General features: G+C 63.3%; 18 protein-coding genes. 6 read left to right on the top strand and 12 right to left on the bottom strand.

Annotated elements, in window-relative coordinates:
• Window positions 1–14: 14 nt before the first annotated feature.
• Window positions 15–479, top strand: coding sequence for a pyridoxamine 5'-phosphate oxidase family protein (locus YH3_RS08885; RefSeq protein WP_029254754.1), 465 nt, complete (start codon window positions 15–17; stop codon window positions 477–479).
• On the opposite strand, the gene YH3_RS08880 is transcribed toward YH3_RS08885, so the two are convergent.
• From YH3_RS08880 to YH3_RS08870, 3 genes are all read right to left on the bottom strand, one after another.
• Entirely contained in the window at window positions 469–1,398 is a 930-nt protein-coding gene (locus tag YH3_RS08880) for a cation diffusion facilitator family transporter (RefSeq protein WP_054187138.1), read from the bottom strand. The genes YH3_RS08885 and YH3_RS08880 overlap by 11 nt on opposite strands.
• Before the next feature lie 91 nt (window positions 1,399–1,489).
• Window positions 1,490–2,635 carry an aromatic acid exporter family protein gene (locus YH3_RS08875; RefSeq protein WP_003944297.1) on the bottom strand — a complete coding sequence of 382 codons (1,146 nt, stop codon included), beginning with the start codon at window positions 2,633–2,635 and terminating at the stop codon, window positions 1,490–1,492.
• On the bottom strand, window positions 2,622–3,038 hold the full coding sequence (locus YH3_RS08870; RefSeq protein ID WP_007726781.1) for a DUF3151 domain-containing protein: 417 nt from the start codon (window positions 3,036–3,038) through the stop codon (window positions 2,622–2,624). Before YH3_RS08870 ends, YH3_RS08875 begins: the two co-directional genes overlap by 14 nt.
• Before the next feature lie 125 nt (window positions 3,039–3,163).
• Between YH3_RS08870 and YH3_RS08865 the strand changes: the two genes are divergently transcribed.
• On the top strand, window positions 3,164–3,898 hold the full coding sequence (locus YH3_RS08865; RefSeq protein ID WP_064443271.1) for a nuclear transport factor 2 family protein: 735 nt from the start codon (window positions 3,164–3,166) through the stop codon (window positions 3,896–3,898).
• A 79-nt stretch (window positions 3,899–3,977) separates the two neighbouring features.
• Here the strand turns inward: YH3_RS08865 and fbaA are convergent, their stop codons facing one another.
• The gene (fbaA, locus tag YH3_RS08860) at window positions 3,978–5,015 is read right to left on the bottom strand and encodes a class II fructose-bisphosphate aldolase (RefSeq protein ID WP_007726777.1); all 1,038 of its coding nucleotides are present in this window, start codon (window positions 5,013–5,015) and stop codon (window positions 3,978–3,980) included.
• A 181-nt stretch (window positions 5,016–5,196) separates the two neighbouring features.
• On the opposite strand from fbaA, the gene YH3_RS08855 reads away from it, so the two are divergent.
• Together YH3_RS08855 and YH3_RS08850 are read left to right on the top strand one after the other, a co-directional pair.
• A complete protein-coding gene (locus tag YH3_RS08855; RefSeq protein WP_277921643.1) occupies window positions 5,197–5,934 on the top strand; it encodes a VTT domain-containing protein in 738 nt (245 codons plus the stop codon).
• 29 nt (window positions 5,935–5,963) lie between these two features.
• Complete coding sequence (locus tag YH3_RS08850) at window positions 5,964–6,626, top strand: DedA family protein (protein WP_003944306.1); 663 nt, start codon at window positions 5,964–5,966, stop codon at window positions 6,624–6,626.
• Between the two features lie 11 nt (window positions 6,627–6,637).
• On the opposite strand, the gene YH3_RS08845 is transcribed toward YH3_RS08850, so the two are convergent.
• Complete coding sequence (locus YH3_RS08845) at window positions 6,638–7,765, bottom strand: GTP-binding protein (RefSeq protein ID WP_003944416.1); 1,128 nt, start codon at window positions 7,763–7,765, stop codon at window positions 6,638–6,640.
• Between the two features lie 44 nt (window positions 7,766–7,809).
• Entirely contained in the window at window positions 7,810–9,162 is a 1,353-nt protein-coding gene (locus YH3_RS08840; protein WP_058038543.1) for an LLM class flavin-dependent oxidoreductase, read from the bottom strand.
• Between the two features lie 91 nt (window positions 9,163–9,253).
• Between YH3_RS08840 and YH3_RS08835 the strand changes: the two genes are divergently transcribed.
• Entirely contained in the window at window positions 9,254–10,252 is a 999-nt protein-coding gene (locus YH3_RS08835) for a GNAT family N-acetyltransferase (RefSeq protein WP_238592549.1), read from the top strand.
• On the opposite strand, the gene YH3_RS08830 is transcribed toward YH3_RS08835, so the two are convergent.
• The 5 genes from YH3_RS08830 to YH3_RS08810 form a co-directional block, all read right to left on the bottom strand.
• Window positions 10,215–10,922, bottom strand: a complete 708-nt coding sequence (locus YH3_RS08830; RefSeq protein ID WP_064443269.1) for an alpha/beta fold hydrolase — start codon at window positions 10,920–10,922, stop codon at window positions 10,215–10,217. The two genes, YH3_RS08835 and YH3_RS08830, sit on opposite strands and share 38 nt — an antisense overlap.
• An 11-nt stretch (window positions 10,923–10,933) precedes the next feature.
• Window positions 10,934–12,055: a glycoside hydrolase family 76 protein gene (locus YH3_RS08825; RefSeq protein WP_003944321.1), complete on the bottom strand. Its 1,122-nt coding sequence runs from the start codon at window positions 12,053–12,055 to the stop codon at window positions 10,934–10,936.
• Between the two features lie 57 nt (window positions 12,056–12,112).
• Window positions 12,113–12,805 carry a TrmH family RNA methyltransferase gene (locus tag YH3_RS08820; RefSeq protein WP_064443268.1) on the bottom strand — a complete coding sequence of 231 codons (693 nt, stop codon included), beginning with the start codon at window positions 12,803–12,805 and terminating at the stop codon, window positions 12,113–12,115.
• Entirely contained in the window at window positions 12,805–13,404 is a 600-nt protein-coding gene (locus tag YH3_RS08815; protein WP_003944380.1) for a DUF6636 domain-containing protein, read from the bottom strand. The genes YH3_RS08820 and YH3_RS08815 overlap by 1 nt, the downstream gene beginning before the upstream one ends.
• 67 nt (window positions 13,405–13,471) lie before the next feature.
• The gene (locus YH3_RS08810; protein ID WP_003944309.1) at window positions 13,472–14,254 is read right to left on the bottom strand and encodes an SDR family oxidoreductase; all 783 of its coding nucleotides are present in this window, start codon (window positions 14,252–14,254) and stop codon (window positions 13,472–13,474) included.
• 34 nt (window positions 14,255–14,288) lie between these two features.
• Here YH3_RS08810 and YH3_RS08805 point away from each other — a divergent pair, with 34 nt between their 5' ends.
• On the top strand, window positions 14,289–14,732 hold the full coding sequence (locus YH3_RS08805) for a hypothetical protein (RefSeq protein WP_007726759.1): 444 nt from the start codon (window positions 14,289–14,291) through the stop codon (window positions 14,730–14,732).
• 4 nt (window positions 14,733–14,736) lie between these two features.
• Here the strand turns inward: YH3_RS08805 and YH3_RS08800 are convergent, their stop codons facing one another.
• Window positions 14,737–15,450, bottom strand: a complete 714-nt coding sequence (locus YH3_RS08800) for a lysoplasmalogenase (protein WP_064443267.1) — start codon at window positions 15,448–15,450, stop codon at window positions 14,737–14,739.
• Between the last annotated feature and the right edge of the window lie 32 nt (window positions 15,451–15,482).

Raw genomic sequence — 15,482 nt, 5'->3', positions numbered from 1 at the left:
GCACAATGACCGTCATGGTCACCTGGAAGCAGTTCTCCGAAGAAGTACCCGCTCTTGCCGACGCGGTCCAAGCGCGGTTCAAAGCCCACAAGCATCACGTCCTCGCAACGCTGCGCAAGGACGGCTCACCACGGGTCAGCGGCACCGAAGTCGAAATCCTCGACGGGCGTCTGGTGCTCGGTTCGATGTTCGGCGCACTCAAGGCGAAGGACCTCATCCGTGACGGGCGCTACGCCCTCCACAGCAATCCCGGCGAGCACACCATGGAGGGCGGTGACGCGAAGATCGCCGGAATCGCACGCGAGGTGACCGGCGACGAGTTCGAAGCCGTGCTCGCAAGCTACACCTACGAGGTTCCGAAACCCCTGCACCTCTTTGTGCTCGACATCGACGAGGTGGTGCACACGACGGTCGACGACGAGCACATGTACGTCGATCTCTGGAAGCCGGGCAAGGAGATCACCCGCTTCACCAAGTGACGTTCTTCTCGCAATGCTCGCCGTTGGCGCACGATTCCACCTGAACGGTGGCGTGGGAAAGACCGTGACTCTCGAGGACGGTGCGCGCGGATTCCAGAACGTTCGACGAATTCGCGTCACTGGTCAGGTGGACCGTCGCGACATCCATGCCGGTGGTGAGCGTCCAGACGTGTAGGTCGTGAACACCCACCACGCTCGGCAGCGCCGCCAGGTCGGCCTCGACCGCTTCGACGTCGACGTCGGCCGGCGAAGCCTGCGTCAGAATGCGCAGCGATGCTGCGGCCAGTTTGATCGCACGCGGCACCACCCACAGCGAGATGAGAACACCGACGACGACGTCTGCCCACGTCCAGTTGAACAGCAGGACAAGGCCACCGGCGATCAGAACGCCGACGCTACCGACGGCGTCGGCAAGCACTTCGAGGTAGGCACCACGCACGGCCAGGCTGTCCTTGGAATCGCCGCGCAGCATCAGCATCACGACGATGTTCGCGGCCAGGCCGGCGGCCGCCGTGATGATCAGGGCGCCGCCCGGGATCTCGGGTTCGTTACCGATGCGGCCGATTGCCTCGTAGAAGACCCAGGCGGCGACGGCCAGCAGCATCACCGCATTGGCCATGGCGGTCAGCACTTCGGCGCGGTGCCAACCGAAGGTCCTGGCAGCGGTGGTGCTGCCCCTCTTCGCGAGCAGCAGCGCCGTCAGTCCCATGGCCATACCCACCACGTCTGTGAGCATGTGACCGGCGTCGGCAAGCAGAGCCAACGAGTTGATCAGGATGCCGACCGTGGCCTCGAGTACGAGGAACGCAACGAGGATCGCAAGCGCGATCGCCATTTTTCTGATGCGTTGCGGTGACGGTCCTACGCCGACCGAATCTGCTGCCGAGTGGCCATGTGAATGACCGTGCCCTGCTCCCATTTGTCCTGTTCCCTCCCAAGTCCTTCTCAGAGCATATGCATACATTCGCATACATACAATGAGTTGCTCAGTGAGCGGGAAACGGCAGAGGTCAGTGATCCGGCTCGTAGGCGGGATGAGGCACGGTGGGCGGCAGAGTTGCGATCGACGAGATTCGCTTCATGCCCGCGACCTGCAACAGGTCGACGACCAGCGATCGAATCTGGGCGAACACCACCGTCGAGGACAGGCCTGCGTTCTCCACTATCGCCGGTTTCAGTTCCTTCGCCACCGAGCGCAGGACGCGCGCTGCTTCGGCCTGATCAGGCTGCTCCCCCGGCTCCGCCAGGATCATGTCCTCGAGAACTTCGACGGCTTTCGACAAGCGCTCGACCTGAGCCACCAGACGCGGATCGAGGATCTCGTCGTCCCTGACCAACGTCAACGAACGACGCGCGAGCACTCGAATGTTGCGCATCGCGTTGTCGATGGGATCGGCTGTCGCCATGAGCCTTTCGAGGCGAGGCCGACTGTTCCAGTACAGCGGGGAGATTCGGCTGATCTCGCGACCGCCGAGAAGGTTACTGCGCAACCCGTCGATGGCACCCTGAGTTGCGCGCGCCTTCTGCAGTGCCTTCACGATCGGGTCCGGGTCATTCGCGACGAGGCCGTCTGCCACCAATTGCAGTACCTCGGAAGCTGTTCCGAGGATTGATGCAGCATCCTTGCGCGCGCGTCGTACCGGGTGGGTGGGGATGATCGCGACCACCGCGATACCCACCAGACCACCGACAAGGGCATCGATCATGCGATCGGGACCGCCGCTGCCGCCCGGCGGGATCAGCGTCGCCACCAGCACAGCCGAGTTTCCCGCCTGCATGGAGAAGATCGGCCCGCTGTTGAGAAGCACCGCGACGGACATCGCCAGCACGACAACCAAACTGATCTGCCACGGTCCGCTCCCGATACCGGAGATGATCAGATCACCGATTCCGATACCGACCGTGACTCCCGCAACCAACTCGAACGAGCGTCGTAGTCGTGCACCCAACGACAGACCGAGCGAGACCACAGCGGCAATCGGCGCGAAGAACGGCGCGTGGTGCCCGATCACCGTGGTGGCAACCCACCACGCCAATCCGGCCGCCAAGGCACATTGAATGATCGGTAGCGCCGACGTCTGAAGCCGACGCACCGATTTGCGAGCCCGGTCCTTGATGCCGGCCCGGCTCGGACGGAAACTGCTAACCGAGGCCAAGCGCTTCGGCGGCGTTGGGATCGCAGTCTTCGAGCAGATCGAGGCAACGCGCGTACTCGTCGGCTTCACCGATCGTCTTCGCGGCCTTGGCCAGGACTGCGACGCAACGCAGGAAACCACGGTTCGGTTCATGGCTGTAGGGCACGGGACCGAAACCCTTCCAACCGTTGCGACGCAGTTGGTCCAGTCCGCGGTGGTATCCGGTACGCGCGTAGGCGTAGGCCGTGATGGTTTCGCCCTTGTCCAGGGCAGCCTCGGCCAGGTAGGCCCACGCAATGGAGGCAGTGGGGTGGTCGGCCGCTACCTGGGCCGGTTCAGCGTGGTTGAGCAGTGCCGATTCCGCGTCGTCGTCGCCGGGAAGCAGAGTGGGCTTGGGTCCGAGCAGGTCACCGAATTGGGTCATGCGCTCATTGTGCCCGCTACGCCTTTCTGCCACAGGACCGCCTCGCCGACGGTCGGAGTTATGCAGGCTACATACCGGTCGTTACCCTGACATGGTCATTGCTGCATAAGACCGAAGGGTTACCCGTGCCGGACTCGAAAGACGACAACTCGAAAAAGAGCGCAGCACCGAAGGGTGCGCCCGAGAAGTCGGCCCCGACCGAACCTGCGACTGTGGCGATCCAGAAGACAGACAAGGCCTCGAAAGCGGACGGCGACGCCAAAGCTGCCAGCGCACCAACCGTCGCGATCCCCAAGGCAACTCAGGCAACCACAGCAGCACCGACACCCCAGCCCAAGCCGGAGCCCGCCACCGTCGCGATTCCGAAAGCCGCGCAGCCGACACCACCACCACCACCGCCCGCCGCGCCGGAGAAGACCAAGCGCAGCGGCAAGGGCTGGTACATCGCGGCAGCAGCGGCCGGCGTCGCCGTCCTCGCGGCGATCGGCGTCGCCGTATTCGTCTCGTCCAACAGCGGTAGCGGTGAAAGCTCACCCGAAGCTCAGGTCCAGACCGCCATCTCGACGTACGTCGACGCTTTGCAGACCGGCGATCTGGCAACACTGCGAACGTCGACCTGTGGGGCGTTGGGCGAGTACTACCGCACCATTCCCGACGCAGCGTTCGCGCAAGTCCACGACAATGCCGTCGCGCAGAAGACGATCCCGCAGGTCGGAGCCGTCGACGCGGTGCGCATCACCGACGACACCGCGATCGCTCAGGTCCAGGCAAGTTTGCCGAGCACGGGCGAGCAGTCGTGGCGCACGTTCGACCTCGAGCGCCAGGACGGCACGTGGAAGGTCTGCGATCCCAGCAAGTAGGTACCTGAACAGAAAATGCGCGCCGGGGAGAATTTCGCCGGCGCGCATTTTGTTCTGTGAAGCGCAGTTGTGAAACCGATCAGCCTGCCGACACCGAGCGTCCGGCCGACTTCAGGTCGTTGCACGCCTCGACGACGCGAGCCGTCATGCCGGCTTCGGCCTTCTTGAGGTAGCTGCGCGGGTCGTATGCCTTCTTGTTTCCGACCTCGCCGTCGACCTTGAGGACGCCGTCGTAGTTGGTGAAGAAGTGTCCGGCGATCGGACGGGAGAACGCGTACTGGGTGTCGGTGTCGACGTTCATCTTGACGACGCCGAAGTTCAGCGAGTCCTCGATCTCCGACTTCAACGATCCCGATCCACCGTGGAAGACGAAGTCGAAGGGCTGCGAACCGGAAGCCAGGCCGAGCTTGGCAGCGGCGACCTTCTGGCCCTCTTCGAGAACCTCGGGCTTGAGCTTGACGTTGCCCGGCTTGTAGACGCCGTGGACGTTGCCGAAGGTGGCGGCAAGGAGGTACTTGCCCTGTTCGCCGATGCCCAGAGCATCGACCGTCTTCTCGAAGTCTTCGCTCGAGGTGTAGAGCTTGTCGTTGATCTCGGCTTCGACGCCGTCTTCTTCGCCGCCGACGACACCGATCTCGACCTCGAGGATGATGCGTGCAGCCTTCGAGAGGGCGAGCAGTTCCTTGGCGATGGCCAGGTTCTCGTCGATCGGGATAGCCGAGCCGTCCCACATGTGCGACTGGAACAGCGGGTTACGACCGGCGTCGACGCGCTCCTGCGAGATCGCGAGCAGCGGACGCACGTAGGTGTCCAGCTTGTCCTTCGGGCAGTGATCGGTGTGCAGCGCGATGGTGACGTCGTACTTTGCCGCGATCACGTGTGCGAACTCGGCGAGCGCAACAGCGCCGGTGACCATGTCCTTGACGCCCAAACCGGAACCGAACTCGGCGCCGCCCGTCGAGAACTGGATGATGCCGTCACTGCCGGCGTCCGCGAAGCCCTTGATGGCTGCGTTGATGGATTCGGAGCCGACACAGTTGATGGCGGGGAAGGCAAAGGAATGCTCCTTGGCCCGACCAAGCATCTCGGCATAGACCTCGGGAGTTGCGATAGGCACGGCGGGAGTCCTCCATATACGTGTCGTTCGGAGCGCTCGGCGATGTGAAAGCGCTTCGTGTGGTCCTAGCAGTATGGCAAGTCCGACTCGTCACGTCTCTTTGCGGTCTCGGCCCGCCGCCACCGACGCGATGACCTGCGGTGGTGGGAAACACTCAGATTCGGCCGGTACTCTGGCCACCGTGAATGTGCAGGCAGCAACTGAATCCGTGACGAACCTGGCCTTGCTGCCCGGCTTCCTCGATCCCGTGAACCTCTTGAATTCCTTCGGAACGTGGGTTCTGGTGGGATTGCTTCTGGTGGTCTTCATCGAATCAGGCCTGCTGTTTCCGCTCTTGCCCGGCGATTCGCTCCTCTTCACCGCAGGGCTGATCGCGGCGTCCAAGTCCACCGAGATCGAACCGTTCGCGCCGCTGTGGGTGCTCCTGGTGACCATTCCGATCGCCGCGATTCTGGGTGACCAAGTCGGGTTCTACATCGGCACCAAGGGCGGAACTGCCCTGTTCAAGACGGACGACGCGCGGTTCTTCAAGAAGAAGTACATCGACGAGTCACACGCCTTCTTCGAAAAGCACGGCCCGATCACCATTATCCTGGCTCGGTTCGTGCCGATCGTGCGTACTTTTGCTCCGGTTGTCGCCGGCGCTTCGAAGATGAAGTACTCACTGTTCCTGACCTACAACATCGTCGGCGGCATCCTGTGGGGTGCCGGCGTGACTTTGCTCGGCTACCTCCTGGGGCAGATCGAATTCATCCGCGACAATGTCGACTACATCTTCATCTTGATCGTCCTGGTGTCGGTTCTGCCGATCGTCTTCGAAATCGGGAAGCGAATTCTGGCGTCGAGACGTGGTGAAACGGCGAATACTTCCACTACGGACAATTCGACGGTGACAGTCCCCGAAGACCCCACCCCCTGATTGCAGAACGAGGCGAAGAACTGACGACGATGACGCTCGCATCCGGCAGTTTCTCCCCGCTCGAGACTGCCGGGCCTCTGTTGGTCTGGATCATCGTCGTCACGTTCGTCTTCATCGAGTGCGCGATCATCCTCGGGTTGTTTCTCCCCGGTGATTCGCTTCTGATCACAGCCGGAATCGTTCTTGCCGGCCACGAATCCGGCGCGGGCCACGTGTGGGCGTTGTCTGTCGGTGCGATGATCGCGGCCATTGCCGGCAACCAGGTCGGGTACGTCATCGGCCACCGGACCGGCAATCACATCAAAGCCCGTAAGGGCGGCAAGTACTTCACCGAGAAGAACCTGCACCGCGTGAACATCCTGTTGGAAAAACACGGGTTCTGGGCGGTCCTGATTGCTCGCTGGGTTCCGTGGGTGCGCACCCTGTGCCCGATGGTCGCGGGCGCAGCCAAGATGAACCACACGCGCTACACCATTGCGAGCACCATCGGCGCGATCATCTGGGCGCCCGTGCTCCTGCTACTCGGTTTCTACGGTGGCTCGTTCCTCGATCGCGTGCCGTGGTTGCTGCCCGCCGTGCTGATCGTGATGATGGTCAGCTTGGTCATCGGTACTGCGCTGGGAATCTGGCAGTACCGCAAGGAGATGGCCCGACCGGCCGAAGACGTCGAGGTCGAAGAAGTCCTCGACTAGAAGCTGACTGCTCAGTGCAGGTGGCTCTGGTCCCACGCCGGCAGCGGGTCTTCGTAGCGAGTCCATGCCCGCGGTCCTTCGCGTAGTTCGTCATCGGTCAGCAGAGCCGGATCGAGGATTCGTGACGGCGCCGCCGGGTCCAGTTTCACTCCGATGAACACGATCTCCTGCCCTGGCACCTCCGCCGCCGACGCCCACAGTTGAGCCGGTTCGATGACGAGGTTGGGGCCTGCCTGCGACCAGATCGCGGCGAACTCGGGCCGACTGGCGATCCAGCAGAATCCCTTGCTCCGCAGGAGTCCGGCGAACTGACCGAGCGCGGCCTCGAGTCGCGCCGGATGAAAGGGTCGCGAGGCGCGGTATGTGACGCTGCGTATTCCGTATTCCTCGGTTTCCGGGGTGTGCCCACCGGCCAGTTCCTCGTCCCAACCGGGTACCTGCGCAGCAAGTTCCGGGTTGTAGAGACCGGTTTCGAGGACACGGTCCAGGGTGACTTTGCCGTGATCTGTTCGAATCAGTTGAGCGGTGGGGTTGAGCCTACGAAGCGTTGCCTCGACGGTTCCTGCCGCCCGCGGGCTCACCAGGTCGGTTTTGTTCAGCAAGATGACGTCGGCGAACTCCACCTGATCGACCAGGAGATCGGAGATGCTGCGTCCGTCCCCCTCCCCGGCTTCGAGGTTGCGCTCGTCCAGTCGTTCGCCTTTTGCCAGCTCGCCGAGGAAGGTCGACGCGTCCACCACGGTCACCATGGTGTCGAGCTTCGCGAGCGAGCCGAGGCTGAAACCGTCCTCGAATTCCCAGTCGAAGGTGGCCGCCACCGGCATCGGTTCGGAGATGCCGGTGGACTCGATCACCAACTGATCGAATCGCCCCTCTCGGGCCAGGGCGCCGACGGCGTCGATCAGATCCTCACGCAGCGTGCAGCAGATGCATCCGTTGGTCAGCTCGACCAACTTCTCTTCCGTGCGGTCGAGATGACCCTGGCCCGCGACGAGGGCCGCGTCGATGTTGATCTCGCTCATGTCGTTGACGATGACGGCGACCCTCCGGCCATCGCGATTGGCGAGAATGTGGTTGAGGAGTGTGGTCTTGCCTGCGCCCAGAAATCCGGACAGCACGGTTACCGGTAGCTGCTTCATTCCTTAATGGTAACCATTGTCATTATCGACAACAGCGGGCGGGCCTACTGCACTGCAGAGGCACTACCCGAGAACTGGCTCTCGGGCCTCGGCAAACCGAAATGATCACGAAGGGTCGTACCCGAGTATTCGGTCCGGAAAAGACCGCGATCCTGCAGGATCGGGACCACACGCTCGGTGAAGATCTCGAGCCCACCCGGGTAGTACGGCGGCATGACGTTGAAGCCGTCAGCAGCACCGCTCGTGAACCACTCCTCGATCGTGTCGGCTACCTGCTCGGCGGTTCCGGCAAACACCCGGTGCCCGCGCGCACCCGCCAATCGATGAAGGAGGCCACGAACCGTCGGACGCTCGCGCTCGACGATGCCGGCGATCACCTGCAATCTGCTTTGCTTGTTGTCGGTGACATCCCCTGCAGCCGCGAACAATTCGACAGGAACCGGTGCATCCAGTTCCAGATTCCGAACATCGGCCCCGGTGAGTGCACCGAGTTGCGCGAGGCCGTACTCCGGCGAGGTCAACTCGTTGAATTCTCGCTCGAGCGCCTTGGCCTGCTCCTCGGTGTCACCGATGAACGGGCTGATTCCGGGCAGGATCTTGACGTGGTCGGGGTTACGCCCGAACTGCGCAGCCCTCGACTTGATGTCGGTGTAGAACGCCTGAGCATCGGAAAGTCTCTGGTGCGCTGTGAAGATCGCCTCCGCGTACTGACCGGCAAATGCGCGACCGTCGTTGGACGCACCGGCCTGCACCAGCACAGGGTATCCCTGCGGAGTTCGCGGTGCGTTGAACGGTCCCCGCACCCGCAGATGCCGGCCGACGTAGTTGATCTCGTGAATCTTGTTTCTGTCCGCGTAGATTCCGTTCTCCCGGTCCAGACTGATCGCGTCGTCCTCCCAGCTGTCCCACAACCGCACCACCGCGTCGACGAATTCCCTTGCACGCGAATACCGGTCGCCGTGGTCCGGATGCTTGGCCAGCCCGAAGTTCGCGGCAGCCAGATCCGTACCCGTGGTGACGATGTTCCACCCAGCACGTCCGTTCGAGATGTGGTCGAGCGAGGCGAACAGCCGAGCCAGGTTGTACGGCTCGTAGTACGTGGTCGACGCCGTCGCGATCAATCCGATCCGCTCGGTTGCCACTGCAATGGCCGTCAACAAGGTGATCGGCTCCAACGTTCCTGCGGGACCGTGCTCGACGTCGCTGCGCAACGCGGGACCGTCGGCGAAGAAGATTCCGTCGAACTTCGCCGCCTCAGCAGTGCGAGCGATCTCCTGGAAATACGTGACGTCGAACAGACGTTCCGGTGTTGTCCACGGATGACGCCACGCCGCTTCGTGATGACCGGCGGGGTGGATGAACGCGTTGAGGCTCAGTTGGCGCGGAGAATCAGACATGCCTGAATGCTGGCAACTGCCGCCGCAGTCCGACAGGGTTAGGGTTCGCGTGATTCCAACTCAGGGTGGGCAGGTCGGTATCGTCACATGGGTGAGCCGCGTAGTCGTAGCCGAGTTCGTACCGTCCGGAGCGACAGCAACTGTTCTTCATCAGTGGTGTGAGGTGTTCGCCGAAGGCCAGCGTCACCTGTCCGGGACTGCGCCGACAGCGACTGCGCTGATGGAAATGATCGAGGCCGAGGACAATTCGGCCGATGTACGGCGTTGGATTGCACGCGACGCCGGCACCGACGAGGTCCTCGGCATCGCCCAGGCACGACGCAACTCGGCCGAAGCCGATCTCGCAGAGTTTCGGATGTACGTGACACCCCACGCGCAGCGACGAGGGGTAGGACGAGCGCTTGCCGAACTCGTCGAAGTCGACATCGCCGGGTTCGGCGTGCGAAGAATCAGAGTGACGGCGCTCGTCGGAAGCGCAGCCGAGCATTTCCTGCGATCGTTCGACGGTCACCGCGTGTTGCTTCGGTTGGCCAACCAGGTTCAGCACCTCAGCCCTCCCACCGCACACAGCACCCGCCCCGGCTATCGAATCGTCAGTTGGCGCAACCGAACCCCGGACGAGCTGGTCCACTCCTTCTCGGAGGCATTGAACCGACTCCTCGACGCGCCCGGCGCCGAACTGCAGATACCCGAACGTAATTGGGGAGCCGACGAGGTCAGATCGTGGGAACAGAAGATGACGGACGGCTCTCAAGTCCTCCTGGTGTGCTGCGCGGTCGACGACGGCATCGGCGAAGTAGCCGCAGCAACAGTGGTGACGGTGGACGAACATGACAGCACCCACGCATCGCAGCACGACACCGTGGTACTTCCGCAGCACCGCGGGCACGGTCTCGCTCAGTGGGTCAAGGAGCAACAAGCGTCTGTATTGGCAGCTGAATTTCCCTCCCTGCGAAAGATTTACACAACGGTGAACGCGGAGAATCACCCGATGCTGACCGTCAATCGGAGCCTGGGGTACCAGACCGTCGCGGAGCGGATCCTGGTGGAAATCAGGAGAGCCGAGAGTGCGCCGCACAAGCCTCGGTGACGATCTTCCTCCACAGGAGCGGGTGAGACTGCCAGAAGTTGTGCGCGACACCGTCGACGACCTCGAAACTACCGTTAGGCACGAGCTCGGCCAGTTGCTGCAACGGCCACGACGGGCGAATGTCGTCGGCCGCCGCGAGAAATGTCATGGGCACTGGTGAGTCGGCCAACTGCCGAAACAGCTGTGGTTCATGGATCCATTCGATGAACGATTCTTGAAGCGATTGCCAGACAACAGGTTCCCAAGGTATCTGCGGGTCCGGCTCGATTCCCGCTTCGTACTGCTTCGACCATGTCCGGTCCTTGTCGAGGCCGTGCCCCGCGATGCCGACGACGCCGGACACCGATTCCGGACAGTCGAGTGCGTACCGCACCGCCAAGTCGGATCCCCACGAGTGCCCCAGCACGACCCAACTGTCGATCTCGAACGTGCGTCGGACGAGTTCGAGGTCCGCAACCGCCTGCGCCATCGTATGAGCGCCGCCACCGGACCGGCCGACTCCGCGTGGCTCAGGGCACCACGCGCGCATTCCTTCCGGAACCAGCTCGTCGTGAGCAAGATAGTGAACGCATCCCGGGCCGCCGGAGAGAACCAGAACGTCCGCCCCTGCCCCACCGACATCGACGTGAAGACGTACGCCGTCCGTGTCGACCACGTACCGGGATTCCATGAGGAAAAAGCCTAACGCTTACGCGGGTATCCAGCCGCCGAGACGACAAAGGCCGCCTCCATGAGCATCCACCCACCCACCTGCACCGAGAGGTCTCGCTCGGGCACGCTCGACGAGCGCACCGTTCCGGCGGCGAAGGTGGCGATGTCGCCGGACAGACTCGGCAACTGAGCATCCTTGGTCCAGTCGTGCCCGAACAGCGGCAGGCCTTCGATCTGCAGTCTGTTGTTCCAGGCAGCTTCCGCGGAGGAGAGAACGATCTGCGCTGCGAGTTCGCGCGCTCGCAGGTCCTCGTGAGTCTCCCAGGACAGGTTCACCACCACGAACGCGAGGTAGCGAGCCAGGATTGCGTTGAACAGTCCGCCGTCGCCTCCGCCACCGCCCGTGATAACTCCGTACTCGGTCATGCCGTCGTAGACCGCGTCGACGAGTTTGTGGACTCGCTCGCGGTGGCGCGGTTCGCCCAATCGCGTCGACAACTCGGTTTCCAACCCCAGCGTGACGCCCTGACAGTACGAATAGATCGCGCGCTCGAGGGTGCCGTCGCGGCGGATACCGTCGAAGATCAGTCCGGAGTCCGGATCCCGCAGCGTCTCGTCGATCCAGTCGGCCGTTGCCTGCGCACGCCAGAGTTTTCCGGTGCGCGCCAGCATGATTCCGGCGGGTCCGTTTGCCGGCGTGTTGTAGAAATCGGAGCCTTTGCACCACGGAATACCGCCGCCGTCGGCCGGGGACCACGAATCGAAGAGTTGCGATTCGAGCGCCTGAACCGCGGTTCGGTGATCGACCGAGAACATGCGTTGCGCACGTTCGAGCGAGAGGCCCAGCCACGCCATGTCGTCGTAGTAGTTGTTGGTCCACGCCGAGACGTTGCGGACCCGCACACTGCGGGCAACCTTCGCGACCCGGCGACGACGCTTGGGGGTCGGGTCACGTTCGAGTGCGTCGATCGCAGTATCGAGCAGGTGTGCTTGCCACCAGTAGTGCCACGGCTTGAACATCCGCTCGCGTCGAACAGCAGGCCAGGCAACCACGCCGAGTGCTGTCCGGGGCATTCCCCACAGGCGCCGAAGGTGACGACTGACTATCGCGCCCTCAGCCGCATCGGCCCGCTCTGCCCACACTTCCTGCATAACTACCTATCCTGTCTGGTCGAGGCGCTACACGCTAGCCGGAATTCGCGAGCGAGATCAGCGGGAATCGGCGAGATCGGCATGCTCACGTACCCACGCGTGCATCGCGATGCCGGCCGCGACACCGGCGTTGATGCTGCGAGTCGAACCGAATTGTGCGATCGAGACCGTCATGGACGCAACCTCTTTCGCATGATCGGTCACTCCGGGGCCTTCTTGACCGAACAGCAGGATGCACTCCCGCGGCAGGCTTGCCGTTTCCAGCGGCACCGACCCCGGGGTGTTGTCGACGGCCACGATCGTGAGTGAATTCTCACGGGCGTACTCGACGAGTTCGCCGATGTCTGCATGGTGAACGATGTGCTGGTATCGATCGGTCACCATGGCGCCCCGCCGATTCCAGCGCCGACGCCCCACGATGTGGACCGCGGCCGCGGCAAACGCGTTGGCCGTGCGGACCACCGTGCCGATGTTGGCGTCGTGCGCGAAGTTCTCGATGGCGACATGCATCGTGTGACGGCGCGAGTCGATATCCGCGACTATCGCTTCCCGCGTCCAGTACCGATACTCGTCCAAGACGTTTCGACGATCACCCTCGGCCAGAAGTACCGGGTCGTAGCGCGCGTCGGTCGGCGGTTCCGTGTCGTGCTCCTCGGCCCAGGGTCCGACGCCGTTGGGATTCTCGCCCCACTCGGTGGGCCCCGGTTCACCGGCCCCGCCGGACACGTCGTCAGCTGCGACTTCGGTCATCAGAACACCTCGTTGGAATCTGCAGCCACGGTGAAGCCGTGCGTGGTCTGATCGTTGACACACGAGACGTCTGTCGCGGTGGTCGTACAGGTGAAACCCAGTTTGCTCAGCGGTTGACCGGCCGCCAACACCGGATCGGCGTCGGGGCCGCCAGAGGTGTACACCTCTCCGCCCGAACACATGAAAGCACCCTCACCCTCGTCGGTGACGCGAATACCGTTGCCCCAGTTGACCATGCAGCTCTCCGGCCGCGGCGGAACGGGAGTGGTCGTTCCCTCGCACCCGGCTTCGATTCTGGTGGGCAACTTGATGATGCCGCACTGGAAGTTTCCGTCGGGAGTGGTGAAGTAGTACGACTCGTTGCGCTCGAACTGCACGTCCGTGAGTGTCGTCGTCGGTGGCAGCGTCGTGGTCGGTGGTTCGGTGGTCGTGGGGACGACGGGCGCGACGGTGGTGGTTGTCGTCGGCACTGCGGTAGTGGTGGACGAACTGGGCTGCGCCGCTACGGTCGGCGCTGAATCCGCCTCCCCGCTGCACCCTGCGAGCACGAGCGCCGACCCGACGCCCAACAAGACGAACCCCACCCGAACACGAACCACCCGACTACCTCCACACACGTCATCTTGGCCCAGCAACAGCCGACAGTGCACTCTATCGTGTGGTCGACTAAGTGCTGGTGACGCGCTTGTTCATCAGCCGTGAGAGCCACGCGGGCGAGAAGCGCGACGCGCTGAGGAAGAGCTTCGCCTGAGTTCCGACCGGGTAGTGAACCTTGTGCATCCGTCCGGCGCCGCGTGTGGCCGCCCACAGTTCCTGCGCGACGTCGGTTGCAGTCAGCTTGATACCCAACGATCTGGTGGCTCCGGTGTCCATTCCAGTGACCATCGCGGTCTGGACGAACAACGGCCAGAGCGCGAGAACACGGATGTCGTGCTGTGCCCATTCCAGATCGAGCGCCTCGGTCAGGCCGCGGATCGCGAACTTGGTTGCACCGTACGTCGCCAGTTCGGGCTGGCCGTAGATCGCCGAAGCGGAGCACAGATTGACCACCTGAGCGCCGACGGTATCGCGAAGGTACGGGAAAGCCGTGTGCGTGCCGTTGAGGGTGCCGGTGATGTTGATGTCGACCATTCGGCGATGCGCCGCAAGAGAAATATCCTCGAACCGTCCCGAGGAGAGCACGCCCGCATTGTTGATCAGGATGTCCAGACGCCCGGACTCCCCGGCAAAATCGGCCAGACACTGCGCCCATCCCGCCGGATCGGTGACATCCAGGACACCCGTCACGACGCTCCCACCGAAACCGTCGATCTCGGCCTTCAAGGAGGCAAGGCCGGCGTCGTCGATGTCGAACGCGCCGACGCGGTATCCGTTGCGCGCGAACAACAGCGACGTCTCCCGCCCGATTCCAGCCGCAGCACCGGTGATGAAGACGTTCGGTTCGCTCATCCGGTCAGGCTATCCTGGATGTGGAGGAAATCTGATGAATCACCGTCGCGTCGTACACACCGTGTGTTTCATCGCGGTGGGGTATCTGATCGTGCTCGCCGTGTGGCTCGGATGGCTGGTCGAGCACACCCCACCTGGCACGCTGCCCTATCAGATCGGCGGGCTGCTCGCCGCTTTCGGCTCGGTTCTCGGATTCGGAATGGCATGGGCCAACCGCCCGACCCGCGCCGAGCGCAAACTCGAAAAGCACGGCCTCGAAGGGTGGGCACGAATCGACACCGTCACACCCCTGCGCCGAACTGTCGACGGCGAATTGGCCAAGCTCGCACTCCACCTCACGGTTCCAGGTTCCGATTCGTACTCGGGCCGGATCGAGTACGAGATCCGACCCGAGTACAAAGACAAGATCACTCCCGGATCCACGGTCACCGTCATGGTGGACCCGAAGAACCGAGACCGAATCATGCTGTGCCCGTGAAAGACTAGACGCTCTTCTTGCGCCCCAGCGCCAACATGCCCTCCACCAGCATCAGCTGCGCTCCCGCGTACGACGCCAGGATCACACCCTCGGCAGCAGCGCGGCCGGCGGTCCCGCGGATGAACAGACGACGCACCACGATCAGTCCGTCGGATGCGGTGAAGAGCACTCCGCCCAATCCGAGCCAGGAGCGTCGATCCTTGTTCGGGACGACCACGTCGAGCACGGCCTTGGACTGCGGTGCCAGAGCGGGGTCCGCCGACAACGTCGAGGTGGTTCCCAACATCAATCCGTATCCGGTGAGCGGCGTCGACACGCTCGGGGCCTTGGCACGGAGCAGTCCGGACGCCGTCGACCAACCGCTGATGCGGGGCCGCAGGGCAGCGCGGGTCGGCCGAGCGCCGCGCCGCAGCAGGAGCGCCGAGTAACTGGCCTGCATCACCGCGAACGAGGACGCGCCCTTGATCAGACGAGCATCGTTGTCCGGGTCGATCATGAACACGTCGCCGACAGTTGCAGCGGCGAGACCGGCCAGAAGCAGTGCGGTATCGGCAGTTTCCGTCTCCGAGCGCTTGCGCAGCACTCGGGCGGCCAGAGCGGGTGCGATCAACGGCTTCGCGATCTGCTGAACCCGCTCGTTACCGACTACTGCCCCGAACACTGTCGCTGCCGTCGCCGCCGCAAAAACTGCGTGCTCGATGCCCCACTTGCCCGCCATCACAATCCTCCTGTTGGTTACACGTCCAACAG

This window comes from Rhodococcus sp. YH3-3 (genome assembly GCF_001653035.1).
In the GTDB taxonomy this organism is placed as follows: domain Bacteria; phylum Actinomycetota; class Actinomycetes; order Mycobacteriales; family Mycobacteriaceae; genus Rhodococcus_F; species Rhodococcus_F qingshengii.
This window is presented reverse-complemented; position numbering and strand designations above follow the sequence as displayed.